We start from the raw sequence: 26,951 nt of genomic DNA, 5'->3' as shown, positions 1-26,951 counted from the left end.
TAGCATTAACCATTAAGTGACACAGGGGGAAAAAACACATGTTTAAGAAAAAGGTCTCTATACTGTCCCTTGCTCTCGTGCTTCTGCTGACGGTCGTATTGTCGGCTTGCGGCAGTAAGGAAGGCGCTAAGTCTGGCGAACCTTCGAAAGAAGGGGCAGCCGTTCAAAGCGACGGTACGGTCGATGTATCCAAGCTGGATCCGGTCAAACTAAAAATGTACATGATCGGGCCTAACCAGAAGGATCTTCCCGTGGTTCAAGAGGAAATCAATAAATATTTGACGGAAAAAATCAATGCAACGATCGAGATCAGTATGATCGACTGGGGCGATTACAGCCAGCGGATGCAGGTTATTACAAGCTCCGGTGAGAATTACGACATCGCCTTCACTAGCTCATGGGCGTTCGATTATCTCCCAAATGCAGCCAAGGGCGCGTTTAAGCCGCTGAATGACCTGCTTGATCAATATGGAAAAGGCATTAAGGAAACGCTGGATCCTCGTTTCTTGGAAGGAACGAAGGTCAACGGCGTGAACTATGGCATCCCGGCCAACAAGGAATTGGCACAACAGTTTGTATGGCGCTTCAATAAGAAGTATCTGGATAAGTACAACCTGGACATTTCCAATGTAACGACGCTTGAGGATCTCGAGCCGCTTCTGAAAACGATTAAAGAGAGCGAGCCTGCAGATATTACACCGCTTGCTGTACCGAAAGGCTTTAAGCCGTACTTGCCGGTTGATTTCCCGCTTGGTGATGAAATTCCGATCGGTATGTACCTTGACACCAAAGACTTTAAATTTGTGAACCTGTTGGATTCACCTGAACTGAAATCGGCTCTGACCACGATGCGCAAATACTATAAAGCGGGTTATGTGCGCGAGGACGTAGCGACGCTGGATGGCATTGATAACATCAAAACCGGCAAATGGCTCGTGGACCGCGAGATTACCCAGCCATACGCAGAGCTCGGCTGGTCCAGAAACGCGAAATATGACATTGTGACGAGACCGATGCATGATCCTGTCATTTACACCAGCTCCGCAGCAGGCTCAATGATGGCGATTTCTTCTTACTCCAAAAATCCGGAGCGGGCGATGATGTTCTTGAACCTGCTTAACACAGATGTGAAACTCCGGAATATGATTCAATACGGTTTGGAAGGAACGCACTACAAGAAGCTTGAAGAGCCGTACATCGAGGATATGCCTGCTATGCAAGAGAGCTATGCTATGCCTGGATTTGCGCTCGGCAATATGTTCCTGACGTACCTTCATGAAGGCGAGCCTAAGGACAAGTGGGAAGCATTCGAGAAATTTAACAGCTCCGCTGTAGTAGCTCCTACGTTCGGCTTTAACTTTGATACGGCTCCGGTAAAAACGGAAGTTGCGGCTATCACGAACGTAGCGAAGGAATTTATTCCTGCACTGTATACCGGCTCCATCGATCCTGAAGAATACTTGCCAAAAGCAAAACAAAAGTTCCAGGATGCTGGAATTGACAAAGTTATCGCTGAGGCTCAAAAGCAGTTTGATGAGTGGAAAGCTCAAAACAAGTAATCCATAAAAAGTGTATGAGGGTAGAAACGGCTGATCTTCACGGCCGTTTCTCTCTGTCATATCTAGAAATCATAAACATAGGAGGTTGTTCCATTGAAACGAATCAAACCGGATTATTTAACGAAAGCCCAGTGGAAACGCAGAATGACGGTATGGATGAGCACGGCAGTGCTGGCCGCGTCCCTGACGGGTTTTGCTGGAGAAGCCGAAGCAGCACAGCCTCACTCGTCATACTGGTATCCGAACACGCTGCTGGAATGGTCGCCGTCTAAGGATAAGGATGCGCTTTTTAACCGGGGAACGGTGAAGCTGGAAGATCAGCGTATCCAGGGCAATAAGGTAAACCGCAATGCCAAGGAGGAAGTGAAGGTTTTATCGATTGCTTCCATGTATCCAAGCACAAGCGGAGCTCCTTCCCAAGGCTCGGAGAAGTTCCATACCTATACGTTCAGTAACTGGCAGTATATCGACAAGCTGGTGATGTGGGGCGGCTCGGCAGGCGAAGGATTGATCGTTCCGCCAAGCGCCGATGTGATCGATGCGGCTCACAAGAATGGCGTACCTGTTTTTGGAACCGTTTTCTTACCGCAAACCGAGCATGGAGGCAAGATCCAATGGCTGCATGATCTGTTAAAGCAGCGGGAGGACGGATCCTTCCCCGTGGCAGACAAACTGATTGAGGTTGCAACGTATTACGGATTTGACGGCTGGTTTATCAATCAGGAAACTCAGGGAGGAACGCCAGAGGATGCCGCCAAGATGGCTGAATTTTTAACGTATCTTCAGCAGAAAAAAGCGCCGGGCATGGAAGTGATCTGGTACGATTCCATGATCAAGGAGGGACCGGTGAAGTGGCAGGGGGCCTTGACGGATAAGAACGAGATGTTCTTCCAGGCGGGAAATCAGCGGGTTTCCGACAATATGTTTATCGATTTTCGCTGGCAGTACAAGGATGAGAAGAACGGCAAATACGATTACATCACGCCGTTCTTAAATTCCCCGGCTAAAGCGGCGGAGCTTGGTCGCAGTCCGTATGATCTTTACGCTGGCATCGACGTGGAAGCAAACGGCTACGAGGGCAAATTCAATTGGCCGGTTGTGTTCCCGGAAGGCAAGAAAGCTACAACCTCCCTTGGCATTTACCGTCCGGATTGGGCGTTTAACAGCTCCGAAACCCATGAGGAGTATATGAAAAAGGAGCAGGTTTTCTGGGTGGGACCTGGAATGAATCCGGCCCATACCTCGCAGCCTGAAGGGACCGATCCGCTTGGCTGGAGAGGGATTGCGAATGATGTGATTGCCAAAACCGTGCTCACCGATTCCGAATTTGTCACCCATTTCAATACGGGCAACGGGCATATGTTTGCTGTGGACGGCAAAGTGATGCGAAGCAGCGACTGGAGTAACCGGAGCCTGCAGGATATTTTGCCGACCTGGCGCTGGATCACGGAACTAAGCGGCAAAGGTGAAGCCCTCAAGCCTGGATTTGATTTTAGCAAATCCTACTACGGAGGCAGCTCGCTTCAGGTGGCGGGTGCCGTAAGCAAAGACTCCTCTACCCATGTCAAGCTGTATAAGGCGAATATCCCGGTAGAAGCGACGACGGAAGTATCGCTTGTCTATGCAGACAATGCGAAGGACGCCAAGGTAAAGATCGGTTTGGCATTCTCCGATGCGCCGGATAAGTATGAATTTTTCGAGCCTGGCAAGTGGACCGCCACGGGCGCGGATCAGGATTGGAAGCAGGGAAGCGTCAAGCTGAACAAGTATAAAGACCGCACGATCGTGGGAATCTCGCTTCAATTCGAATCTGCCGCGGACATAGCGGATTATTGGGCCAATATCGGCAAACTGGCCGTTACGCAGGTGAATGATAAGGCGAAGAAACCGCACCAGGTGACCGATCTTCAGGTGATCGAGAACGACTTCCGGGACGGAATATATGGGGATGCGCGGTTGTCTTGGAAGGCACCGAAACAGGCTGAGGACGTGATGTACTACCAGGTGTACCGGGTTCATCCGGACGGCAAGTACGAGTTGATGGGCATGACGGGGAATACCGTGTATTACGTGCCGGAAATGAAGCGGCTGCTGAAAGAGCAGGCAACCAAGATGGTCGTGATTCCGGTGAACCGTCATTATGAACAAGGAAAAGCATCGTCGATAAGCTTTGACTGGCCGGAATATCCGAAGCCGGTTGCAGCCTTCAAAGCGGATAAAACGCTGATCGCACCAGGAGAAACGGTGCAATTCACGGATATTTCCTCGGAAGTAACGGAGTCCTGGAGCTGGAGCTTCCCAGGTGGACAGCCAGCGTCCAGCACGGAGCAGAATCCTAAAGTGACATATCCGGAGGAAGGAACGTACGAAGTGACGCTAACTGCTAAAAATAGCGTTGGCGAGGACTTGGTTCGGAAGAAGCTCATCACGGTTACACGGGAAGCGGAGAATGGCGTTGGCAACCTTGCCCTTGGCAAGAAAACGTCAGCATCCAGCTTTGTGAATGAGAAGGAAGCACCTCAATTTGCGGTGGACGGTAATACGGCTACCAAATGGTGTGCTGTCGGAGACGGGCCTCATTCGATGACGGTGGACTTGGGAGCCGAGCATAAGATCAGCGAATTCGTGATCAAGCATGCGGAAGCCGGAGGCGAGCCGGCCGCATTCAATACGCGGGCATTCTCCATTCAGGTAAGCTCGGACGGCAAGGAATGGAAGGATGCGGTATCGGTCAAAGACAATACGAAAGCGGTCAGCAGCCATGCCATCGAACTTACCTCCGCACAGTACGTGCGTCTTCAAGTAGAGAAGGCAACACAAGGCGGGGATACGGCAGCGCGAATTTATGATTTTGAAGTGCTGGGTTTGAAATAATTCGGATGACTAGAATGAGCGTTTCCCTTAAGTGGGGAACGCTCTTTTTTTGGTTGCTATATCGTCGGATCCATCGTAGAATCGCGGTCAAGGCCCGTGCCCAGCATGTATAGTTTTTGTATAGATAGGGCTGCTAATCTGATGTAGGACACTATTTGGATGTTGCGCAATTGACGAGTGCCGTAAGCCACTGATTGCAAGGCTGCTGAGATTGACCATCCTGGCCGATATATAATGAAGCAACTCAAACAACCATTGATGGCATGAAAGTCGTCAATGGTTGTTCTTTCATGGAGCAGTGCCTATATTAGAATGGATTAGGAGAGGAATACTTCTTGGCAAACGACTCACCAAAATACCAAATAAAAAAGAGTCATATGATCTTGTTTATTGGGTTATTGTTAGTCATTCTATCGAGCCTGCGCATGGTGTGGATGGAATTGTTCCCTCATCAGGTGCAGGTGTCCATTACGAATGGGCAATTGGACTTGCGTCATTGGAATGCAGAAGATGGCGGCGTGCTCTTGCTTGATGGGCAGTGGGAGTTTTATCCCTCGCACTGGTTGCTGGATGATAGCGGGCAGGATGTATCAGGAGAGCTGGAGCCCAGACTGATTTCGGTTCCGGGAGGATGGAATGAGGCTCTGCATGGTGAAGAGTCAACTTCCTATGGATTTGGGACCTATCGACTGCGTATTCTTGTAAGTCCGGAGAACGACATGAATTATAGCATTCGTGTATCCAACGTGCGTACTTCATCCGAAATATACGTAAATGGCCGGTTGCTTGCCAAATCCGGTCGGGTAGCGGAAACGAAGGATGAATATACGGCGAAGAACCTGCCTTATTCTACAAGCTTTACGGCAGACGACAATGGCGTTATCGAAATGGTGATTCAGGCGGCAAATTATGTGGATAGTCGGAGCGGCGGCATTGCCAGGTCCATTAAATTCGGTTCGGAAGCAGCCATTGGGAAGGAAATGAAACTCTCCGTTTCCATGCAGACGCTGGGAGCTATCCTATTTTTGATGCATTCGGTTTATGCGCTTATTTTATTTTTACTGGGAAATAGGGAAAAGAGGCTGCTTTATTTTTCTTTGCTGACCTTGTGCGTAACCCTTTCGAGTGTATTGAGTACGGATGAGAAGTTGTTCCATCAATTATTCTACATCGGCAGCGATTGGGATTTTCGGCTGTCCAATGCGGCGTTCATGATTGGATGCTATGCGTTGCTGGAATGTACCACTCATCGCGAACTCCCTTATTGGAGCAGGGTTTATCCTGTTTATAATGTTATGATTATTGGGACTGCCGGCTTGACCTTGTTCTTGGCTCCGCCTCAGGTGATCATGCTCTTCCCAGTTTATTTTCTATTGGGCTTTACCACAGCAATCATCACGATCATTGCCATCGTAAAAAAGGTAATCAAGGGTATCAAAGACCATCTGTTACTGCTTTTTTCCATGCTTGCGCTGGTCCATCATTTCCTTTGGGCGCTAATCTTGCGGGAAAGCGCTTTGAGCGTTGCCCATTATCCGTTTGATCTGATTTTTTCGATGGGATGCTTGGCCGCCGTATGGTTTAAGGGGTATTTCAACATGCATGCCAACACCAAGGAGATTGCCGCAACCTTGCAAAGAGTGAATGACCATAAAGATCAATTTTTGGCGAATACGTCTCATGAATTTAAAAATCCGCTTCATAGCATCCTTAACATGTCACAGTCCGTTTTGAACAGGGAAGGACATTTGTTACAGGATCGAAGTGTCAAGGAGCTCGAAACGGTACTATCCGTAGGACGTCGGCTAACACTCATATTAAATGATTTGATTGATGTGATGAGTCTGCGGGAAGGCAACCCACGTTTACAGAAAAAAGTCATATCGATTCAGCCGATCATAACGGGAGTCATTGATATGCTGCAATTTAATGCAGAGGTGAAGTCTGTCAACATTGTAAATCAGATTCCTGAGGATTTTCCTCCCGTCATAGCGGATGAGAACCGGGTGATTCAAATCGTTTTCAATTTACTTCATAATGCCGTGAAGTATACGAATGAAGGGGGCATTTCGATTCAGGCTTTGGCAGAGGACGGAAGAGCGTATGTTGTTATTGCTGATACCGGGATCGGCATGGATGAGGACATGCTGAAACGCTTATTCCTTCCGTACGAGCAAGCCAGCGCGAGTGAGACCATGATTGAAGGCGGCTTTGGGTTAGGCTTAAGTATAAGCAAGCAGCTCATTGAACTTCATCAAGGTACGTTAGAGGTGTCCTCTGTTTTAGGAGAAGGCTCGAAATTTACATTTTCGTTAAAGCTAGCGGGTTTGAATGCAGAGGAGGAAGAAGATGTTGCCGACTCATTCGAATCCATAACATTACAGGCAGTGTCGACTCAGGAAACAGCCTCAATTGTTCTGGAAAAAGAGGACATTCCGTCAGCGGAAAAACAAACAACCTTTATTGCAATGAATCGTGATCGTCCGCTCTTATTAATTGTGGATGATGATCCTGTTAATCTGCAAGTGCTCGAAGCCATACTCCCGCCTGACGATTATGATGTAACGATGGCAACGAGCGGTAAGGAAGCATTGGCTATGCTGGACACGAAGGAATGGGATCTGGTCATCACCGATATTATGATGCCGCAGATATCGGGATATGAGCTGACACGAAGAATTCGAGAGCGGTATACACTTACCGAGCTCCCAGTGCTGCTCCTTACCGCAAGAAGCCAGCCGAAGGATATCCAAAGCGGTTTTGTCGCAGGAGCAAACGATTATGTGACAAAGCCGGTGGAAGCATTAGAAATCAGATCGCGGATTGAAGCGCTAACGACGATTAAACAAACGGTACGAGAACAATTGCGATTGGAGGCGGCATGGCTGCAAGCGCAAATCCAACCTCATTTCTTATTCAATGCATTAAGCGCCGTAACCGCTCTAAGTGACATTAATTTGGACAAGATGCGTCATTTGCTTGATGAGTTCAGCAATTTTTTGAGGTATAAATTTAGATTCCAAGATACGGATGGACTTGTTTCGATCAAAGAGGAGTTAAGTCTAGTGCGCTCATATCTATACATCGAAAAGGTCCGGTTTGATGAGCGGCTACAGGTCGTTTGGGAGGTTGATGACTGCGAAGAGTTAAAAATCCCTTTCCTCTCGATTCAGCCTTTGGTTGAAAATGCGATAAGACATGGCATTATGAAGCGGACTCGCGGAGGGGAAATACATATTCGAATTTCTGTCCATGACACGCTTACAGAGATAACGGTTCAAGACAATGGGATCGGAATGGACGAAGTTCAATTGCAACGGATATTGGAAAGGAAAGCAGACCGTAGCTCAGGAGTCGGCCTGATCAATACGCATCAGCGCTTAAAGCGGCACTTCGGATCAGGGCTCCAAATAAAAAGCACATTAGGTAAGGGGACCAAGGTAACTTTTTACGTGCGCAGCGAGACGTAGGAAGTGTTATTTTATCGATACGAAAAAAAGCCGAAGCATTGAAGCTGCGGCTTTTTTCTTACCGGGGTTTGTGCGCCGATGAACGGTGTCATTACAACGACGGAAATGAATGTTATAGAGAATCCAGGAAAAAGTGCGGGATATGTGGAATAGGTATCAGAATTATTAATGAGTCTAATATTTGGCGGTGAAATGAATGGATAGATTGAAAAACAGCGGATTTTATAAAGTGAAATTCTTTATAACGCCGGAAGAATTTAAAAGTGTTTTGACACTATTTGAGCAAAAACAAGCGCAATTCCATCATACGAATTATGCCAGGACCCAAGATGATCTAAATCAGGTGTCTGAGGCGTATAGAACCTATTATCAGTATTTTACAGCTTCAGAAAAGCCCGATTACCACCCGTTCTTTGTCTATTCTATTTCTTTAGTTATGGGTAATGAAAACTCCGGATTCTTTGTCAGAAATGAAGGTGTCCAATTTCCCTATCTTGGGCAGTGGGCAGAAGATGCATTACCGTATGTCATGCTCTCCCTTCCTAAAGGCGTTCAAATCAATGTAGAGGATGAAAAAGGGAAGTATTATATTTATGAGGATATTCGGGGACATCAGCCGTTAACTCATGATTTTTTTGATGAAATAGCAAAATACACGAAAAAAATGACAAAGCCGCTTCGTTTCTCGGTACTTTCGAAAGATGCGATGGAAGAGCAAAAGCCATCTGTTCGCATAAGTCAAGATGCGATGAATGACATGGTTCACTCTTGGATCTTTAAGAAATATGAGCTCGTTATGAATAACAAATAGGCCACTGATTCAGGTGTTAGACTGTCGAACAAAGATGACCCGCAAGCGGTCACTTTTTCCAAAGTGCCTCATGCGGGTCATTGACTCATACTTATTGATCTAATCGATTAAATGGGTAACTTGCAGCAGACGCTGCATCAAGGCTACCGTTTCAGCCCGCGTCATCGTGGATTTCGGAGTCAATCCCTTATCCCCGCTTCCTTGGACAATATCTGCTGACAGCAGGATTGCTACAGAAGGCTTGGCCCATCTTGCTACTTGGGACGCATCTTCATACCCTGCAAGCAGTCTGTTAATTTCTGTTTCGCTCATTGCATGGCCTGGCTTGATCAATTGATAACCTCGAGCGATCATCGCCATTCCTTCTTCTCTTGTAATCGTCTGGTTAGGCTATGGCCATGCACAGCTCAACTTCCTCCGAGGTGACCTGCTCTGGTGTCCGCTTGGCAAGCTCGCGCAGGAGTATAAGCAGGGCCCACGGCGTTGTCTGCCACAGGGTCCCTTGATGCTCGATCAGGTTGGCCAATTCCTCATACTGCCCGGTTTCCATGAGCCGCGGAATGTCCGTTCCTCTTCCATAGGCGGTCGTCAACCGCTGCCATGGAATGCTGGTTGTCGTTTGGGCCAAAGCTTTCATTTCGATCTCCTCCTTCAAGTCATAAACAAGGGGCGCTGTGTCCGAGGATGTTTACAGCCATCCTTTATCCTCGGCGGTTGCCACGGCCTGCTGCCGGGATTCGGCCGCAAGCTTCTGTATGGCTGAAGAGAGGTAGTTGCGAACAGTTCCTCTCGTCAGGAATAGGGCTTTTCTGATCTCGCCGGTGGTCATGCCTTCCTTGGTTAAGCGAAGCATTTCGATTTCCCGTTCGCTGAGCGGGTTCTCTTCCTTCATGAAGAGTGCGGCCGCCAGATCGGTGCTCACGACCCGCTCGCCCTTCATGACCCGCCGGATGGCTGCGATCAAGAAATCGATCGGCTCGTCCTTTAACAGATAGCCCTCCACCTGCGCATCCATCGCTTTTTGCAAATAACCCGGGCGCGCGAAGGTCGTAACGATCATGATTTTGCAGGGCAGACCTGCTTGACGTATGGACTCGGCCAATTCCAGGCCGCTGATATGAGGCATCTCGATATCGAGCAGGCACACGTCCGGCTGATGCTGCTGGATCGCGTCCCAGGCTTGCTGCCCGTCAGGCACCTCGGCCACCACCTCGATGTCATCTTCGAAATTAAGCAATGAGGCGAATGCACCGCGAAGCATTTTCTGATCTTCCGCAATAACGATTCGAATCATGAAGCGTCCTCCTTTTCATGCCGGCGAAGCGGGAGATTCAAGGATACCCTGGTGCCTCCCTCAGGCGACGGGGCGATGGCGAAAGAGCCGCCTAGCGTCTTCATCCGCTCCATGATCGACGGGATGCCGTTTCCGTCGCCGTTCCCCGTCAGCCCCACGCCATCATCCGCAATATGGATGCCGAAGGCATGGTCCTTCGTTTCCAGCATGATCGTGCACCGCTTGGCGCGACTATGCTTGATAATATTGGTCATGGCTTCTCGGACGCAGAGCGCAAGCATCGTTTCCTCCACGCTGGATAACAGCGGGGGCTTCTCCGGATTCTCGATACTCAGCGAAATTCCCGCCGTATGCAGCAGCTTGGCCGCATGCTCCAGCTCGCTTGCCAGAGAGATGAACTTCATATCGGATACCAGCTCCCTCACTTGCTTCAGGGCGGTTCGGGTGGTATCCAGAATCTCGCTTAGCTCTCGCTTGGCTTGGGCAGCATCCTTATCCACCCATTTCTTCGCCAGCTCGCTCTTCATTTTGATCATCATGAGGGTCTGTCCCAAGGTATCGTGGAGATCCCTAGCGATTCGCTGTCGCTCCTCCTGCTGGATATACTTTGCGATCTGCTCGTTGGCTTCATCCAGCTCCCCCTGCAGGCTTTTCGCTTTCTCCTTAATGTAGATGACGATCGGATATACCGACTGAATGATCATGACCGGAAGGTAAATGGCATTGGACGTTTCGAGCAGCGGTTCCTGCCGGAAAACGAACACGAGCAGGAACGATAGGGCAATGGCTGCACTGCCGATGGCAATGTGCCCCTTGGACTTGGACCGGCCCAGCAAGTCGGCAAAAATGATCCCGAACAGCAGGACGTTCGGCCCGATATACGTTCCGAGCACGGCAATCGCGAACAGACCCGTGAGCACGGCAGCGAGCAGCCAGCCGCCCCGATGCCATAGCGCGACATAGAACGAAACAAGGAACAGCAGGAGCAGCAAAAGGCTGCCCCACAGTCCCAGCGCCGTATCCGAACGAAACACCCGGTAGCATAAGAATACGGTCAGTACGATATCGATGAGCAAATAACTTTTGATCTGATCCCTCGGGTACAACTTATAGAACATATCAAGCCCCCAACTTTGGCTATCTTGATTCGAAGAAACCTACCGCCTGTTTGCGGATGGTCTCCATGGGTCCCAGCTTGAAGCCGCGGAGCCATAGGGACGACATGCCCAGTAGAAATGCGGAGATTACCAGCCAGATGGCGATAATGGCCGCTGAATTCAGCTTGCCGGCAAGCCCCAACCCCCAGCCGTAAAAAACAGCGGATGCGAGGATGTTCTGGAGCACATAGCAGCTTAGCGACATTTTTCCGACGTTCTCCAGACGGCGCCATAGCCATTCCCATTTCGTATATTGTATCATTCTCGCCATGATTGCTATATACCCCATGGACATCAGCGGGGCGAATAAATAGCGCACCGGTAGATCGAAAGCGCCGCCGGGGATAAAAATGAGCAAATTGAGCGGCACACCAACATATATCCCAAGCTTGAATAGCGTACTCCGCAGCTTTTTGCCGTTCTCATCCGGGGAGAATACCCCTGCCCGCATGAAGCGAACCCCCAGCAGGAACAGAAACACATTGGTCGGAATCACGAGGATGGCCTCCATTCGCAGCGGAAGGAAGTTCGCCAGCCGATATTGAACTTGCTCCACCCAAGTGCCTTCTTGATAAAGAGCAACGACATCGCCAAAACTCCCCAGTGAGATATGGCCACCGCTCGCCAGCATCAGTCCCGCAAGGGTCAGAATCGCAATGGCGAAGACGCTGCCGATCACGTTCATCGTGCGGGCGATGAGCCGGTCGCCGCCCTTTACGATGAAGGCTGCAATGATGGCGGTAATTCCGTAGCTCATCAAGATGTCATACTCCATGACCAGAATAAAATGCAGTAGGCCTTCGAGGACCAAAAACATAACGGCCCATAAATAAACGCCAGGCCACGGCTTTCCCTTGCGCTTAGCCTGCCGATACTTCATTTCCAGGCCGACGCCAAACATGATTGTCAGCAGTCCTAGCAGCTTCCCGTTCACCAGGAATAAGACGATCATGCGAAGTAAGTCGTTCGCTCCCCACCAACCGGAATGATCAAAGGTTGTAATGTAGCTGAGGTCCCCCGCATGCGCGAAGATCCAAATATTCGTTCCAAGCGTTCCCAGGATCGCAAAGCCCCGCAAAATGTCCAGCAGGCGGATTCTGTCTTTTCGTTGTTCCATCTCTCCCATTCCTTCTTCCTTCTAAGTTCTCTTGTCACTTTATTGTAGGTGCGATCCGTTTGACGGAACATTCACACCTGTAAAGAGATCTGTATGACACGTGTCATATTTGGAGGAAGGGAATTGGGCAAGCGACGATGGGGCTATCGTCACCACTTGAAAATTGTGGAATAATGGGTAGGGGCATTGCCAATTGAAATTCGTTGACGGAAGTGAATCTACTCAAAAATAGGAGGAGTGATCATGTACATCGTATCTGAACCCAGGCTTCTATCAGATGGTCAAAATCAGGAGCTTGCCAGGGAGGATGCAGCTGTTTATCCACCGGGCTACGTCCGGTTTTTGCAGCGATTCGGCGAAGGGACTTACCGAGGGTGGATGAATGTCCAGCTGCCGGATATGGAGGTGCTTCATCCTTTTGCCGAGTACGGGTTATGGGAGCACGATGAAGACAGCCCGATTACCGAGCAGCAGATTGCAGAGTGTATCGCAATAGGAACAACGGTGGACGGTGATTTTTTGGCCGTGCATCCCCAGGCGGGCGATCTGCTGTGGTTGCCCCGGCATGAGGAGCGTATAAAGGCGATTTCGCTGCAGGCACGGGAGCAGGACGATGAAGGCCTGTACGCGGAAGTGCTGGACGAAATATATCGTCAGGTGTATGGGCGCAGCCAAGAGGAAGCCGTTTATTATGATCCGTGGACAGGTACGCGGAGCCATCTCTTCTTACGTTTGCCTCCGGTGCAGGATGGGCTGTCATTGCCTGAGCTGGCGGGAATGTGTCAAGCGGCCTTTCCTTCCGATCTGTCTATTGAAACGCCCTATGTTTGCCTTTTGTTCTACCGGGAACTGGGCGGATATGTACGATTCAATTATGCTTATCAGCAAGAGGTAGCCATCTTCTATGAACAGAATGCAGGGCAGGCGTTTGCCGTTATGGAGGCATGGCTCTTGTCGAAAGGGTGCGAAAGGATTTCATAACACATAGATTATTATCGGTACTCATCAAGAGGGAACTGCATTCTAGTACAAGATAAATTTAAGCAGGGCTATGTTTTATAAGATCTTCTAGAGGGGGACGTGGGATGAAGCTAGCTTTTACGCTGGATACACACGGAACGTGCGTAGGCCAATTGAGGGACGAGCTGCTGCCGTTAGAGGAAATAGCTGCCGCCTGGAAGTTTCCATTCGATATCTTTGTTGTATTTCGCGTTTTACCGGAAAGTTATGGCCGGAAAACATCCAGACGTTTTGATAGTAGGGATAATACGCTTGATTTGGATACCTGCTCCCGAAGGGGCTTTTGCTGTACCGCATTTATGGCCGCCCGAAAGGCTTCGTCCTTCTCTTTGGCGTCAGGCATGGCCTTCTACAGCAGCTCTTCGCTGACACATCGTCGAAGCAACTGACTGGTCGTCAGGGAATCTTCCTCGACGCTGTCCGCCGCCGAGACATAGGCGATGAAATCATCGGTTCGACGGAGCCGCTCAAAGTCGTGCCGCAGGCGATGGATCACATCGAATTCGTTCCAATTATTGAATTAAGGAAGGAACATACGTACACAGGATTTTCGCAGGGAGGAAAATAGATGATCGTTCTGAAAGATATCGGCAAATTCGAAGAGCTGCCGGAAATAGCCATGCACATCTACAAAGGAAACATTCCGGCTTTGCAGGAAGCAATCGCCGCTGGTTGGAATATAGAGGAAGGCATCGTACTGAGCAGATATACGACGTTAAGTCCGCTTGATCTGGCGCTGATATCTCAGCGAATGGATGTTGTGGAGCTACTGGTCGAGCAGGGCGTTAACCTGAATGTCCATCATAATCCAGCTTTTTTAAAGGCTGTTCGCTATGGTAAGGAAGATATCGTTCGGTATATCGCTGCGCAAGGCGCCGAGCTGGATAAACTCAATCAAATCGGGTCAGGTGCATATGCACAGGCCTATTACGGCAACAAAAAAAACATCCCGCTCATTCATGAGCTGGGGTTGGATATCAAGCTGCATGGCAGCGCTGTACTGCGCCAAGCCGTGTCGGACCATGACTATAAGACCCTCGATTATCTACTCGATCATGGGGCGGACATCAATTATAATCAGCCCGATATGGTCTATCCTTATCGAGCGACCCCGCTAACCGTCGCCGCGCGGATGGGGAATCAAGGCATGGTCAAATATTTGATTGAGCGAGACGCGGACGTGACGATAGCGGAAAAGGACGGTGAACGACCATATACGATTGCTGTGAGCAATAAGGATACCGCCCTGGCGGACTTCTTGAAATCGCTGGAGCCAGCTGAGTTTCATAGTTTAGAGAACAAGAAGTATGCGCTGAAAAAATATAAATTGACCGATGAACTCGTCAGCTTTCTGACAGGAGACCAGCTGCGGCTTAAGCTATCGCAGAATGAATATGAAATCGGGTATATCGATTTCTTCCCCCTGACCGATACGATCGAGATGAAAGTCGGTCGGCAAAAGCTGCTGCGTCTGTCAGCCAATATCGATAATTACTCCGATCTGCTGCTTTTGTGGAATCCGAAGAAAAAAGGCCAGATCGGTTGCTACGATGTGGAGCATCAGACGTACGCCGATTTATGCAGCTTTACCGAGTTCTTCGCGCAGCCTGAATCGTACCTCATCCGTTTTCTTGAGGGAGAGTTGTAATCTCAATCTCAAGGAACATAGGCACCTACAACCTCAAATTTTAACTCGTTGTCTATCGTCATATGCTTTACTTCGATGATGTTGCCTTTTTGAAAGGCAGGTATATTCACGATCGGGATGACGGTTCTTACTACCGTATGAATGGTCTCGCCATTCGGTTTCGTGACGCTTAGATCCAGCAACACTTCTGGTTGATTATCGACCTGCACATTCGTTTGCTGGATCGAGTTGATCTTCGCTTGAGCGGACATACCACCTGTGAGAATCGCCTTGCGCTGCGTGTTTCGTTTGTTGCGTGCTCGCAGTTGCTTTACTAGAATTACGATAATGAATGATGTCGTGAATAGTGTTAAGGTAATGGACAGTACCAAAATGACAGTAATAACGGGCAATAGCCTACACCTCGCTTTCAAACCTCAATCGTGGAAAGTTTGATTTCTTCACAAGTTATTAACAATCAAAATAAATGATTACACGAGTCCAATACAGAAGGGTGACCTCAGCACATTGCTAAGATCACCCTTGTTATGTCAAATTTAACTTTTTATTTATTCCCTTGGCGCACCTTTAGCAGTTTGCCTTTGACCGTCGTGTTTTGCATCATTTCAAGCACAAGCGGTCCTTTGCCGTTCAGAATCTCAACATCGGTCACAAAATCGAGGATCGTAATAATCCCAATATCGTCTGCAGTTACCCCGTCAAGCTTAGCAATCGTCCCAACAAAGTCTACGGCTCTTAGCTTTTTCTTCTTGCCGCCATTGAAGTTAAGCTTCATAATTTGCTTGTTTAATTGCTCGCGCTTATCTTTTTTCGGTTCAGGCTTAAACTTTAGTTTCTGTTCAAAATCTTCCCTATGGCGATCCACTTCCTGTTCGGAGGGAGCTTTTATTTTCGGAATCGCGAATCCAATATACGCTTCAATGTCGGCTAATCTCCTGTCGTCCCTCGGTGTGACGAAGGTAATCGCTTTTCCCGTCTTGCCTGCGCGTCCTGTACGCCCCGTACGGTGAACATAACTTTCCTTCTCAAGCGGGATATCGTAATTAATAACATGGGTGATATTCGTGATATCGATACCTCTGGCGGCTACATCCGTCGCTATCAAGTAACGGAATTGTCCTCTTCTGAATGCATTCATGACCTCGAAACGCTCTTCCTGTTCCATTCCACCGTGAATACGATCACATGGATAACCGAGTTCAGCCAATGATCTGAATAGTTTATCTACATGCTCCTGCGTACGGCAGAACACTATACAGCTGTCCGGACTCTCAACAATGAGCAGATCTTGACGAAGGGCGAACTTGTTCGTCTCCATCACCTGAATGAGCGCGTGTTCTATCGTGGCAGTTGTTATACCACTGGCTTGAATCTCAATGCGGGCAGGCTGGTTCATATATTTGTGGGCCAAATTGGCCACATCCTCAGGAAACGTAGCAGAGAATAACATGGTGACCCTGTCACGAGGCAGCTTTTGAATAATCGACTGAACCTGCTCAATAAAGCCCATATTCAGCATCTCATCTGCTTCGTCGATGACGAGATAGGCAATCCGCTCCAGCGAGAGCGATCCGCGTTCAATATGGTCCAGCACACGTCCCGGCGTACCCACAACCATGTGCGTTCTTTGCTTTAACTCGGCTTTTTGGATATGGAAAGGATGTTTCCCAAAAAGAGGTGTTGCTTTGATCCGCTTAAAACGCCCAATATTCGTGATATCTTCGTTGACCTGTAACGCCAGTTCGCGGGTTGGCGTCAGGATTAATGCCTGCGGCTTATTCTCATTCCAGTCCACCAGCTCGCAGAGCGGGATACCATAAGCAGCTGTTTTGCCGCTACCTGTTTGCGATTTGACCACCAGGTCCCTTTTCTCAAGCGCAACGGGAATGACTTCCGTCTGTACCTCTGTCGGTGTATCATATCCCAAGCTATTCAGCGCTTTCACTATCGCTTCGCTTAATTGATAATCTGTAAAATGTTTCCTGCCCATCTTCAACCTCTTCTACGCTATATTCGAATACCTATATATACAGACTTTCACCGTACACCAATAGTATGCTCATTTATTATACTGTGAATCTGGTTCTGATATTGAAATTTATACATTCTAAACTAGAAGTGATCGTAAAATCAGGTTCAAAAAGAGCATAATCACGTCCAAGTGCTTAGTATGCACCGCTAGCTTCACCATGCTGGAGAGTGCCATGCCGGAATGGTATAATCTCAGAAAGGATGATTAGAGTGGGAGGCGTGAAGCAATGAGTGAGGAGCTTTTGGAGCAGCTGGAAGAATGGCACGAAGAGGATGAGTTCGAAGAAATCGTAGATGCGATTATGGAGATCCCTGAGGATGAGCGGGATTATGAGCTGATCAGCCATTTGGGCAGAGCGTTGAATAATCTTGAACGTTATGAAGAGGCGGTTGAGCAATTCCTATCCATTCAAGAAGAGGGTAAGGATGATCCTTTGTGGCATTACCGCATAGGGCTCGCTTATTATTACTTGGATCGGTATGAAGATGCCCGGAAAGCATTTGAAGTGGCCGATCATCTGGATCCCGGCGATGAGGATACGTTAGAGTTTCTGGAGTGGATTCGGAACAAGACCGCTCCGAAACCTGCTAAGGAGTCCACTACGATGTCTTATACGGACCCCGATGTGCTGAATTTCTGGGATGATGGCGCGCTTGAGGCAGACCAATACGTGTCGGCACCGCCTACGGATGAATTGATTGAATCCGTAGAGGAAGCGCTGGTCTTCAAGCTTCCCGCATCGTATATTCAAGCAATGAAATTACATAATGGCGGGATTCCCCGGAACCGAAAGTTCCCTATCGGGGATGGAGCGCAGGATTATATTGAAATCAAAGGTGTTTTGGGCATTGGACGAGAGAAGAAAAAATCATTGTGCGGAAGCTTGGGCAGCCGTTTTATGATCGAGAATGGCGGATACCCTGAGATTGGCGTGGTCATTTGCGATTGTCCTTCCCAGTCCGAGGTCGTAATGCTGGATTACCGTTCATCCGGTAATGACGGGGAGCCCGAGGTTATCCATGTGGACAAGGCCAATGATTACAAAATAACCCGACTTGCTTCGAACTTTGAGGCTTTCATTGGCGGCTTGGAAAAATAACATAAGCAAGAGTTATCAATATTTCGCAGTTCTAAAAGATTCGTAAAACGAATGAAGCATCTCCTGAGTGGGGGATGCTTTTTCTTTGTATATGTAAGATGGGGGTAATATTAGTTCTCCCGATCATCCATAGTATCCAAGATGTCTTTAAGTACACGAAAGAGCAGCTTGCTTTCAGCCAATGTACGAGAATAAAGAAGCGAGCTGATGGATTCTAGGATCTCTGCCTTCTCACTTGCGGTATCCAGACTCTCTGTCTCGTGGAACTGGAACATAGCTGCTGACGATACTCCCAGTCCCTCGATGATCTTTTCCAGTGTTTCAATGGATATATTTCGTTCCCCACGTTCTACCGTTCCTATGTAAGAGGCGTTAATCCCAGCCTTCTCTGCCAGTTCCTCCTGTGTCATTCCCTGTTTTTTTCTAAGCTGCTTGATTCGTTCACCTATCATTTTCAGGAGCATCTTTAACCACCTCTATTCCAGATTAAAGAAGTAGTATGGGAACAAACAGAATATAATATTCGATATTTAATTTAAAATAGTGCTTATATACACTAAAATGAAGTTATACATCCAAGTGTCTTCAACTTTAACTTTAGCTAAAGGATAAGGTGCACAAAGAATGCAATATCTGAATGTTTTATTAGAATCTTTGGATGATGAGAATCAGGCATACTTCTACGGGGAGCGCTTAGTAATCGATTATGTATTGCTTACAGCTATTCAGCGTGAAGTTGAGGAGGTCAATAAAAGGCTTCGTGAGGAGATTTATCGTTTGATGAATAACATCGTTGGAAGCCTTCAATGGTATTGGAGTGCAGAAGAAGATCGTCATGACTTTCAGATCTATGGATATTATCGGCTTCATCAATAGAGCTTCCCATTGAATTAGTGCCATTTCCAATTCATCCGTGATGCAATATTTTTTGCATCCTAAAATATTCCAACCTGTGCTAAAATGGATACAAAAAAGAAAGTTAGGGAGGCATTTAATTGATAGGGCGCAGTGGGAATCCGACACTAAACGAAGAAACATTTGAGAGAAGTGGGTATTATAACGGCCAGGAAACGATGACGATTGGCGGAACGGTGAACAAATCGTTCATGCTGCTCGCGCTGCTGATCGGGGCGGCGGTCATTTCATGGGTTATGTATTTTAATGGGTATGATGTATTCCCGTTCATGATCGGGGGAGCCATAGGCGGCTTTGTCCTGGCGTTGATCATCAGCTTTGTGCCGAAGGCAGCACCTTACTTGGCACCGATCTATGCGATTGTGGAAGGATTCTTCCTCGGAGCATTATCCGCTCATTATGAATATCTGTACTACGGAATCACATTGCAAGCGGCTTTACTGACGATGTGCATATTCCTGGGCATGCTGCTCGCTTATAAAACAGGTCTGATCCGGGCAACTGCAGGCTTCAAAAAGGGGATTATTGCAGCAACGATCGGCATTGCGCTTGTATACCTGTTTAGTATGGTTCTGGGCCTGTTCGGTGTGGCGGTGCCTTACCTGCATGACAGCACTCCGATCGGCATCGGGATTTCGGTTGTGATCATCATCATCGCAGCATTGAATTTCATACTCGATTTCAACTTTATCGAAGAGGGAGCACAGCAAGGTGCGCCCAAATATATGGAATGGTACGGCTCTTTCGGTTTGTTGGTTACGCTCGTATGGTTGTATATCGAAATTATCCGGTTGCTGGCGAAGCTGGCGAACCGGGATTAATATCTGGATTGGTATGGTCAACATCGCTGTCGAGGCATTCTCGACAGCGATTTTTTAAGATGTCAGAAGTTTAAACTTCGGAGGAGCTGCTGCCTGATATCGCAAGAAAAACTACCGCTAAACGCGGTCTTTCTGCTTTGAGAGTACGTCGATAGACGTTTTTCTTATGGTATGGAGTGTAGCTTTGAACCAGCAGAATAATAAATTTCCTTCAGTAAACCCTACAAAGAGCGACTTGTGTTTAAATAATAAGTAGATACTGTCATCATCATACTGCTTGAAGAAGGAGATCCCATGACCAATAAGAAAGACATGATCGATATAGGTTGGAATTTTGATAACAGTTATGCCGAACTGCCGGAGTCCTTTTTTACCAAACAAGATCCCACCCCTGTACGCTCACCGGAGCTGGTAATCCTCAATGAGCCGTTGGCGGCATCTTTGGGTTTAAATGCCAAGGCCCTGCAAAGCGCAGAGGGCGTGGCGATGCTCGCGGGCAACGAGATACCCGAGGGAGCATCTCCGCTCGCACAGGCTTATGCCGGGCACCAGTTCGGGTATTTTACGATGCTGGGCGACGGCCGTGCGATCCTGTTGGGTGAACAAATCACGCCGCAGGGTGAGCGTATGGATATTCAGCTTAAGGGCTCGGGCCGGACGCCGTACTCCCGTGGAGGCGATGGTCGGGCGGCTCTGGGTCCGATGCTGCGCGAATATATCATCAGCGAGGCCATGCATGCGCTGGGGATTCCGACCACCCGCAGCCTGGCGGTGGTATCCACCGGCCAGCCTGTCACTCGTGAGAGAGAGCTGCCGGGTGCGATTCTGACCCGCGTGGCCTCAAGTCATGTGAGAGTGGGGACGTTTCAATATGTAAGGGGAGCGGGCACAACCGAGGATTTGCGGATTCTGGCGGATTACACTCTGCAGCGGCATTACCCGGAGGCTGACTTTAGTGACGGCGCCAACCGTTATCTGGTCTTGCTTCAGGAGGTCATCAAGCGTCAGGCCGCTCTAATCGCCAAGTGGCAGCTGGTCGGGTTTATTCATGGGGTGATGAACACCGATAATATGACCCTCAGCGGCGAAACGATTGATTATGGCCCTTGTGCCTTCATGGATACCTTTGACCCGAATACGGTATTCAGCTCCATCGATTCTCAAGGCCGCTATGCTTATGGCAACCAGCCGTATATTGCGGCTTGGAATCTCGCAAGATTGGCCGAATCCCTGCTGCCTCTGCTGCATGAAGAAGAGGAGCAGGCCGTCAAGCTGGCCGAGGGTGCGATCGGAACCTTTACCGATCTATATCACGAGCAGTGGCTTGCAGGCATGAGAGCCAAGCTGGGAATCTTCCATGAAGAGGAGGATGACGAATCCCTGATCGAAGACCTGCTCAAGATGATGAAAAATCACCAGGCGGATTATACCAATACCTTCCGTGCGTTAACGTTTGACAAGCTGGAGGATACGCCTCTATACGGCACACCCGAATTAGCTTCCTGGTATGAGCGCTGGCAAGCGAGACTTGGCAGCCAGCAGGAATCGAAGGAACAATCCCATCACTTAATGCGCAGCAGCAATCCGGCGGTCATTCCGCGGAACCATCGGGTGGAGGAAGCGCTGGAAGCAGCGGAGCAGGAAGGGGACTACAGTGTGATGGAGCAGCTGCTCCACGCGCTGTCCGATCCATATGCGCATTCCCCGGAACAGACGGAATATGCAATCGTGCCTGAGCTGTCCCGTCCATACCGAACCTTTTGCGGGACGTAAGGATGAAGGAGTGCTCCAATAGGAAAAAGGATAGGGAGAAATAAGAACAAGTTTAATGAACTTCGGAGATTAGCATGATCAAGACGCTCCACCTTAAAAAATTGACCATCATGCACACAGGTAATGGATATAACTCCAAGGACCTCAAAAAGCCAAGCAAGATTTACTTTGCTTGGCCTTTTTATATATGGGGGGAGTAGCTGTCTGCTTAATCCTTCGAAGCAGGATCTTAACTGGAACGGCCGTGATCCGGAACGATAAACGAGACTGTTGTTCCAGTATTGGATGTACTGTTGATGGACAAGCCCCTCCCGTACAATTGGGTCAGACGCCGATTCGTGTTGGATACTCCGATGCCGCTCCGACCCTGTAATGCCGGGCTCATCAGTTTCATGACCTGTCCAGGCTCCATACCCTTGCCGTTGTCCTGTACCTCTATGAGTGTCCCGCCTTCTTGGCGTGCAATCCGAATACGGACAGTCCCGCTCTTGTTCCGGCTAAGGATGCCATGTTTGACGGCATTCTCAACCAAAGGTTGAATGGAGAGCGGAGGGAGCAGCAGTTGAATATCCGGCTCCACTTCCCATAGAACGGACAATCTGTCCGGAAACCGCTCTTGTTCGATATATAGATAGGCTTTCGCAAGTTCCAGCTCATGGGATAATTCAACAAGCTCTCCCGTATTAAGGAAGTCAAAACTAATGCGTAAAAAGGCAGCAAACGCATCTCCGAGCCGCTGCATCTTCTCCGTATCAATCTCACTCAGCGCCATAATCGAACTGAGTGTGTTGAACAGAAAATGGGGATGGATCTGTGCTTGCAAGTAAGCGGCTTCCATCCGAAGACGCTCATGGATGGATTGCTTCAGCGTGGTTAAAGCCCGGATTCGATATTTCAGCTCGAGTGCATCGACGGGTTTGGTCACATAATCATTCGCTCCGGAGGAAAATCCGGTATAGATGTCGGCCGGCTGGCTGCGTGCAGTCAGCAGCAGAATCGGAAGCTCGGATACGGAGTATTGCTCCCGCACTTTCTGCGTCAACTCGTAGCCGGACATATGGGGCATCATGACATCGGCGATCAACAGATCCCATGGCTGAGTGTCCAGCAACTCCATCACCTCACGGGCGGAGTTTGCGATGGTGATGTTGTACGGCTCCGTCGAGAGGATGTCCACAAGCACCTTGAGATTCACGGGATCATCGTCAACTGCAAGGATATGGATCTGCCGATCCGTCAAAAGCGGCGGGATACTCCGAGCGGTTGCAACCTCATCCATGGCATTATTTTGAAATATGAACCCGGCAGGCAAGATAACATGGTCTCCTTCGGTCACCAGCTGCGAATGATGGGAATCTTCGGGCAACGCGATATCCGATTTTTGGGCCAGCGGAAGACTAAAGCTGAATACAGAGCCTTTGCCCGGCTCGGAGCGAACGGTCAGGACGCCGCGATGCAGTTCAACCAGCTGCTGGCATATATTTAAGCCAAGCCCGATACCCCGCCCGTCACGGATTCCGTATGTCCCTTGTTCATAACGGGCAAACACCCGTGCTTGCGTGTCTTCGTCCATACCAACCCCGGTATCCGCGACATGGATGACGGCCTCTCCGTTCCGAATCTCTGCGGAGACGGAGATGGACCCGGCCTCCGTATATTTCAAAGCGTTGTGCACCAGGTTGTATAAAATCTGTACAAGCCTCTTCTCATCGGCCATTACCGGCGGCATCGATGGCGATATATTCATATGCAGCCGCACCGGCTTGCCTTCCACCATGAATCGGAGCATGGCCATGACTCCGGGAACGACTGATTGGATGCGCAGCGGCTCCACCTCCAGTGTAATGCGGTGTTCCTGGAGACGGGCGATATCAAGCAAATCACCAAGCAAATGCGACATCCTGCGGCTGAGTGTGATTAGCAGCTCCATGTCCTTCACGCTGCCCTCGTTCATCTGCTCTTTCTCTTTGGTTACGACGGTCTGTGCGATATTCATAATGCCATGCAGCGGCGTTCGCAGCTCATGCGACGTGTTGGCAAGGAACTCGTCCTTCAACCTGTCTGTTTCCTGCAATTGAACGTTGAGCTTCGCATTCTCTCGGCTATTGCGAAAGTATTTTTTGAACCAGTAGGTAGAGAAGCCCACAATCGCGGCGATGATATCGATTGGATAATACACGGTAGTCAATTCACTGAACGATTCCATGGCGCTCCATATGAGGTTCGATATGATGCCTGCCGCGCTCAGAAGCAGGAAGACCGCGTCCTGATCGGTATGTTTTTTGAAGATCATGGTCCCTACGATATGAATGAATCCGGCAAATGGAATGAAATAGAAGAGCAAAAATATTTTTAAATCAATCGTTGCATTGACGAATGAAGCAGGCGAAACCAGCACAAACCCGGAGAGCAGGATAAGGGCCGCGGTATACGACTTGATCCATAGGTTTCCTTGCTGCGTCGATAAGAATCTTCGGAATAGAAGCAGAATAAACAGGTTTTGCCACAACAGCGATATTAGCCGGATCTTCACTGCCCATGTGTAATTAATCGGCAGCCATAATAGAAGCACATTATCGTGACCGCATAGAATGGCAACACCGACTGACAGCGTCAATAGGCTTGTAATGAGCAATGCCCGTTCCTGCCGGTTAAACAGATACAGGATGCAGGCATACAGTCCGTGAAGCAGCAGCACGATAAACGTAACCAGCTGAAATCCAATGGAATACCAGCGCACATAGTCAATGGAAGCCGCCGAGCCAAATCGGATGGAGCGGACAAGCCCACCGTTATATGGTTCGTCAAAGTTGGCTACTCGTATGAGCACATCAATCTCCGTTGTCCCTTCTACAGCGTAGGTCGAGGTATAAGATATGCTTGTGGGTATATAATCATCAGCATTGTCGGCAAGGGCCCCGATTACCCCAGAGGCTACGCCATTGATATCTACGGCGGATGCAGCCTGAATCCCCCGCAGCCAGAAGGCGACAGGCTGCTGGAGCGGATCGATTAAGATCCGAAGTCGATACGTGCCGTACCCATAGGAGGATCTGGTTTCCGGATTTAGCACGGGTCCCCAATCTCCCGGAACAAGGATGCTGTGATATTGGCTTTCTTTTGCAGGCAGATCTTCATGGGTTAATAACTCCCCAGGATAAAAATCCCATTGGCCATCCAAATAGACGGGAGGTGCTTCATTTAGATCCTGTCCGCGCATATCGAGCACACCCTGGACGGCTCGGGGATGCTCGGATGTAGCGAATATCTCAGACCAAGCCCAGCGTAGGCCCAGAAGTACGCTGAGAAATACGGTAACGATGGCGATATATTGAAGGGCCGTTTGATTTATTGTTCGCATGATACCAAGAGATTCGACAAAAATCGCAGGACTCCTTCATTCCTGGATCCAGTCGAGCTCCGCATGAGTCGAGATGCATCAAAAAAGCCCCTGGACCGGTGTCCAAGGGCTATAAATCGTATGGCTATTTTTTTCGAGACCTTATTCAACATCATAGCAGAACCGAAAGAAACAGTCTATATTTTTACCCGGAAATGCCATAGAGTGGGGGAGCCGGCAAAAACAAATGAAATGGAGCGTGGTTTCATGACTTGGACTTGTCACCTCGATGAAACAGATGTACAGGAGTATGTCGGGAAGGTTTTGGGTACCGGTTATGTGGTGGCGGATGTAACGAAGATGCATGGCGGGGCGCAAAAGGTTGTCTATAAGATCCAATGTCAAAATGGATTCCCATGCGTGCTGTATGTGTGGGATTTGACGAAGAATTATTTTCAGGAAGAAATAGCAAACGAGAGTGTGCAGGAACGGTCCTTTGGGGGCCATTCGTTCGAAAGCAATAACCGATGGTTAAGGGATCATGGTATTTCTACGCCAGCTCTATATGATCTTCACACGGAACAGGACAGTTACCCGTTTGACTATGCTCTTGTTGAATATATAGAAGGACAGAAGGCGGAAACTTACTTTCAGCACCCGGACCAACGGGTTCAGGATGAGGTCTTCGAACGGTTGGGTCACATGATCGAACGCATGCATGCAAACCACAGACAGAACTATGGAAAACCCGATCAAAGCGGGAATCAACGGGAACGATGCCATCATGTGCAGTTGAAAAATGCGAAGGAACAGCTGTCCTACATCGTCCTGCATAACGAGAGTATCCGGAAGAATCACGACAGTCTGCTCGCTGTATTGCATGAGCTGGAATCCAGGATAGATTCCCGCAAGCGATATGGCTTTATCCACGGCGAGCTGGGACCCGATCATGTCCTGGTTACAGACCGTTTAGAGCCCTATCTGATTGATATCGAAGGTGCGCAATTCTTCGACATCGAGCATGAGCATACGTTTCTTGAGCTTCGATTCGGGGAGCATTACCGGTATTTGCGACATGATGGGCTTGATCCGAATCGGATGTTATTTTACCGTCTGCATCACTATATCTCATTAACCTCGGGCGGCCTGAAGCTGCTTCACCGTGGATTCCCGGATCAGGCATTTGCTCGAAATTTAGCCGATTATCACGCACGCAACACCCTGCGATTCATGGAGGAATGGCAGCAAACCCGATAACAGGCCTTCATGAGATGGGCTGAAAACATCATTAACTCTGCTGCATGGGTTTAAGATATGGCTGCAAACTCCTGCTTATAGATTAGCTCTATCGTGCTAAGCAGCTCCGAACCTTGGCTCGAGAATTTCAATGGCGTTGCTTTACCCTTGTTGAGGAAAACTCCCGTCGATTGTTGGGAGCTGCCCAGCGCTGCTTCATACAGCCGTGAAGCTCCTTGACTGGGATGGGAGAAGAACAGGTTGCGGATCGGGATCATCAATCTGGGCATCCCGGCGTTCTTGGTAATGGTTGTTTTATTCGCTCCCGGACAGACACTCCGGATCATAATGCCATCCTTCTGTATGGCAGTGGCGATCTCCTGAGTCCACAACGATAGGGCTAATTTACTCGCGGCATAAGGCCCAACCAGCTTTTTGAACACGGTAGGGGAAGCCAATGTATGGTAATCGAACTGTTTGAGATACAACAAAGCATTGGAGGATGTATTGATTACTGTCTTGAGGCTGCCCTTCTCTAGAAGCTCTTTCATTTCCATCAAGATGACATATGGCACCACGGAGTTTACTTCAAAATGCATCTCGCGCCCTTGTTTGGAATAGGATAGTTCGCCGAAGGAGACACCTGCGTTATTAAACAGCAGGTCGATATGATCCTCGTGTTTCTTGATCTGATCCAGCGAGACTTGGAGATTCGTGAAATCCGACAAATCGGCCGTGTATACTCTCAGCTGCTGTGAACTAAGGCCCTCTTGTAAAAGGGAATC

At 48.8% G+C, this 26,951-nt stretch carries 22 protein-coding genes; 12 read left to right on the top strand and 10 right to left on the bottom strand.

The annotated features are described in order from the left end of the window. Nucleotides 1-38: 38 nt before the first annotated feature. The 4 genes from MHH48_RS34135 (at nt 39) to MHH48_RS34120 (ending at nt 8,714) form a co-directional block, all read left to right on the top strand. The gene (locus tag MHH48_RS34135; protein WP_076323683.1) at nt 39-1,559 is read left to right on the top strand and encodes an ABC transporter substrate-binding protein; all 1,521 of its coding nucleotides are present in this window, start codon (nt 39-41) and stop codon (nt 1,557-1,559) included. 93 nt (nt 1,560-1,652) lie between these two features. Continuing rightward, complete coding sequence (locus MHH48_RS34130) at nt 1,653-4,433, top strand: discoidin domain-containing protein (RefSeq protein ID WP_076323684.1); 2,781 nt, start codon at nt 1,653-1,655, stop codon at nt 4,431-4,433. Between the two features lie 335 nt (nt 4,434-4,768). After that, nucleotides 4,769-7,903 (top strand): ATP-binding protein, encoded by a 3,135-nt coding sequence (locus tag MHH48_RS34125; RefSeq protein ID WP_076323685.1) that lies wholly within the window; start codon nt 4,769-4,771, stop codon nt 7,901-7,903. A 196-nt stretch (nt 7,904-8,099) separates the two neighbouring features. Further along, nucleotides 8,100-8,714 carry a hypothetical protein gene (locus MHH48_RS34120; RefSeq protein WP_076323686.1) on the top strand — a complete coding sequence of 205 codons (615 nt, stop codon included), beginning with the start codon at nt 8,100-8,102 and terminating at the stop codon, nt 8,712-8,714. A 99-nt stretch (nt 8,715-8,813) separates the two neighbouring features. On the opposite strand, the gene MHH48_RS34115 is transcribed toward MHH48_RS34120, so the two are convergent. Genes MHH48_RS34115 through MHH48_RS34095 form a run of 5 tightly spaced genes read right to left on the bottom strand, consistent with a single transcriptional unit; the run spans nt 8,814 to nt 12,282 of the window. Continuing rightward, nucleotides 8,814-9,074 (bottom strand): S-layer homology domain-containing protein, encoded by a 261-nt coding sequence (locus MHH48_RS34115; protein ID WP_076323687.1) that lies wholly within the window; start codon nt 9,072-9,074, stop codon nt 8,814-8,816. Nucleotides 9,075-9,099: 25 nt separating this feature from the next. Further along, complete coding sequence (locus tag MHH48_RS34110; protein WP_256720634.1) at nt 9,100-9,351, bottom strand: hypothetical protein; 252 nt, start codon at nt 9,349-9,351, stop codon at nt 9,100-9,102. Between the two features lie 51 nt (nt 9,352-9,402). Next, complete coding sequence (locus MHH48_RS34105) at nt 9,403-10,008, bottom strand: response regulator transcription factor (protein WP_076323688.1); 606 nt, start codon at nt 10,006-10,008, stop codon at nt 9,403-9,405. Next, a complete protein-coding gene (locus MHH48_RS34100) occupies nt 10,005-11,126 on the bottom strand; it encodes a sensor histidine kinase (RefSeq protein ID WP_076323689.1) in 1,122 nt (373 codons plus the stop codon). The genes MHH48_RS34105 and MHH48_RS34100 overlap by 4 nt, the downstream gene beginning before the upstream one ends. Nucleotides 11,127-11,145: 19 nt before the next feature. Next, nucleotides 11,146-12,282: a DUF418 domain-containing protein gene (locus MHH48_RS34095; RefSeq protein ID WP_076324060.1), complete on the bottom strand. Its 1,137-nt coding sequence runs from the start codon at nt 12,280-12,282 to the stop codon at nt 11,146-11,148. A gap of 243 nt (nt 12,283-12,525) precedes the next feature. Here MHH48_RS34095 and MHH48_RS34090 point away from each other — a divergent pair, with 243 nt between their 5' ends. The 3 genes from MHH48_RS34090 to MHH48_RS34080 all read left to right on the top strand — a co-directional run bounded on the left by MHH48_RS34090 (nt 12,526) and on the right by MHH48_RS34080 (nt 14,950). Next, nucleotides 12,526-13,263, top strand: a complete 738-nt coding sequence (locus tag MHH48_RS34090; RefSeq protein WP_076323690.1) for a hypothetical protein — start codon at nt 12,526-12,528, stop codon at nt 13,261-13,263. A gap of 104 nt (nt 13,264-13,367) precedes the next feature. Then, complete coding sequence (locus tag MHH48_RS34085; RefSeq protein ID WP_256720635.1) at nt 13,368-13,691, top strand: hypothetical protein; 324 nt, start codon at nt 13,368-13,370, stop codon at nt 13,689-13,691. A 179-nt stretch (nt 13,692-13,870) separates the two neighbouring features. Beyond that, complete coding sequence (locus tag MHH48_RS34080; RefSeq protein ID WP_076323691.1) at nt 13,871-14,950, top strand: ankyrin repeat domain-containing protein; 1,080 nt, start codon at nt 13,871-13,873, stop codon at nt 14,948-14,950. Nucleotides 14,951-14,958: 8 nt separating this feature from the next. Here the strand turns inward: MHH48_RS34080 and MHH48_RS34075 are convergent, their stop codons facing one another. Beyond that, nucleotides 14,959-15,342: a hypothetical protein gene (locus MHH48_RS34075; protein WP_256720636.1), complete on the bottom strand. Its 384-nt coding sequence runs from the start codon at nt 15,340-15,342 to the stop codon at nt 14,959-14,961. A gap of 152 nt (nt 15,343-15,494) precedes the next feature. Further along, complete coding sequence (locus tag MHH48_RS34070; protein ID WP_076323692.1) at nt 15,495-16,940, bottom strand: DEAD/DEAH box helicase; 1,446 nt, start codon at nt 16,938-16,940, stop codon at nt 15,495-15,497. Between the two features lie 268 nt (nt 16,941-17,208). Here MHH48_RS34070 and MHH48_RS34065 point away from each other — a divergent pair, with 268 nt between their 5' ends. After that, the gene (locus MHH48_RS34065; RefSeq protein WP_076323693.1) at nt 17,209-18,081 is read left to right on the top strand and encodes an SMI1/KNR4 family protein; all 873 of its coding nucleotides are present in this window, start codon (nt 17,209-17,211) and stop codon (nt 18,079-18,081) included. 110 nt (nt 18,082-18,191) lie between these two features. Here the strand turns inward: MHH48_RS34065 and MHH48_RS34060 are convergent, their stop codons facing one another. Beyond that, complete coding sequence (locus tag MHH48_RS34060; protein ID WP_076323694.1) at nt 18,192-18,545, bottom strand: helix-turn-helix transcriptional regulator; 354 nt, start codon at nt 18,543-18,545, stop codon at nt 18,192-18,194. A gap of 160 nt (nt 18,546-18,705) precedes the next feature. Here MHH48_RS34060 and MHH48_RS34055 point away from each other — a divergent pair, with 160 nt between their 5' ends. From MHH48_RS34055 to MHH48_RS34045, 3 genes are all read left to right on the top strand, one after another. Beyond that, on the top strand, nt 18,706-18,957 hold the full coding sequence (locus tag MHH48_RS34055; protein ID WP_076323695.1) for a hypothetical protein: 252 nt from the start codon (nt 18,706-18,708) through the stop codon (nt 18,955-18,957). Nucleotides 18,958-19,076: 119 nt separating this feature from the next. Next, nucleotides 19,077-19,817 carry a Bax inhibitor-1/YccA family protein gene (locus MHH48_RS34050; RefSeq protein ID WP_076323696.1) on the top strand — a complete coding sequence of 247 codons (741 nt, stop codon included), beginning with the start codon at nt 19,077-19,079 and terminating at the stop codon, nt 19,815-19,817. 294 nt (nt 19,818-20,111) lie between these two features. Continuing rightward, a complete protein-coding gene (locus MHH48_RS34045) occupies nt 20,112-21,590 on the top strand; it encodes a YdiU family protein (RefSeq protein WP_076323697.1) in 1,479 nt (492 codons plus the stop codon). A 229-nt stretch (nt 21,591-21,819) separates the two neighbouring features. Here the strand turns inward: MHH48_RS34045 and MHH48_RS34040 are convergent, their stop codons facing one another. Next, nucleotides 21,820-24,951, bottom strand: coding sequence for an ATP-binding protein (locus MHH48_RS34040; RefSeq protein ID WP_076323698.1), 3,132 nt, complete (start codon nt 24,949-24,951; stop codon nt 21,820-21,822). 246 nt (nt 24,952-25,197) lie between these two features. Here MHH48_RS34040 and MHH48_RS34035 point away from each other — a divergent pair, with 246 nt between their 5' ends. Continuing rightward, entirely contained in the window at nt 25,198-26,187 is a 990-nt protein-coding gene (locus tag MHH48_RS34035; RefSeq protein ID WP_076324062.1) for a phosphotransferase, read from the top strand. 50 nt (nt 26,188-26,237) lie between these two features. Here the strand turns inward: MHH48_RS34035 and MHH48_RS34030 are convergent, their stop codons facing one another. After that, the gene (locus tag MHH48_RS34030; protein ID WP_340389542.1) at nt 26,238-26,894 is read right to left on the bottom strand and encodes an SDR family NAD(P)-dependent oxidoreductase; all 657 of its coding nucleotides are present in this window, start codon (nt 26,892-26,894) and stop codon (nt 26,238-26,240) included. Nucleotides 26,895-26,951 lie beyond the last annotated feature (57 nt).

The sequence above is a fragment of the Paenibacillus sp. FSL F4-0100 genome, from assembly GCF_037993005.1.
Taxonomy (GTDB): domain Bacteria; phylum Bacillota; class Bacilli; order Paenibacillales; family Paenibacillaceae; genus Paenibacillus_AQ.
Note: the sequence above shows the minus strand (reverse complement) of the source record. Positions and strands in the feature narration are given on the sequence as shown.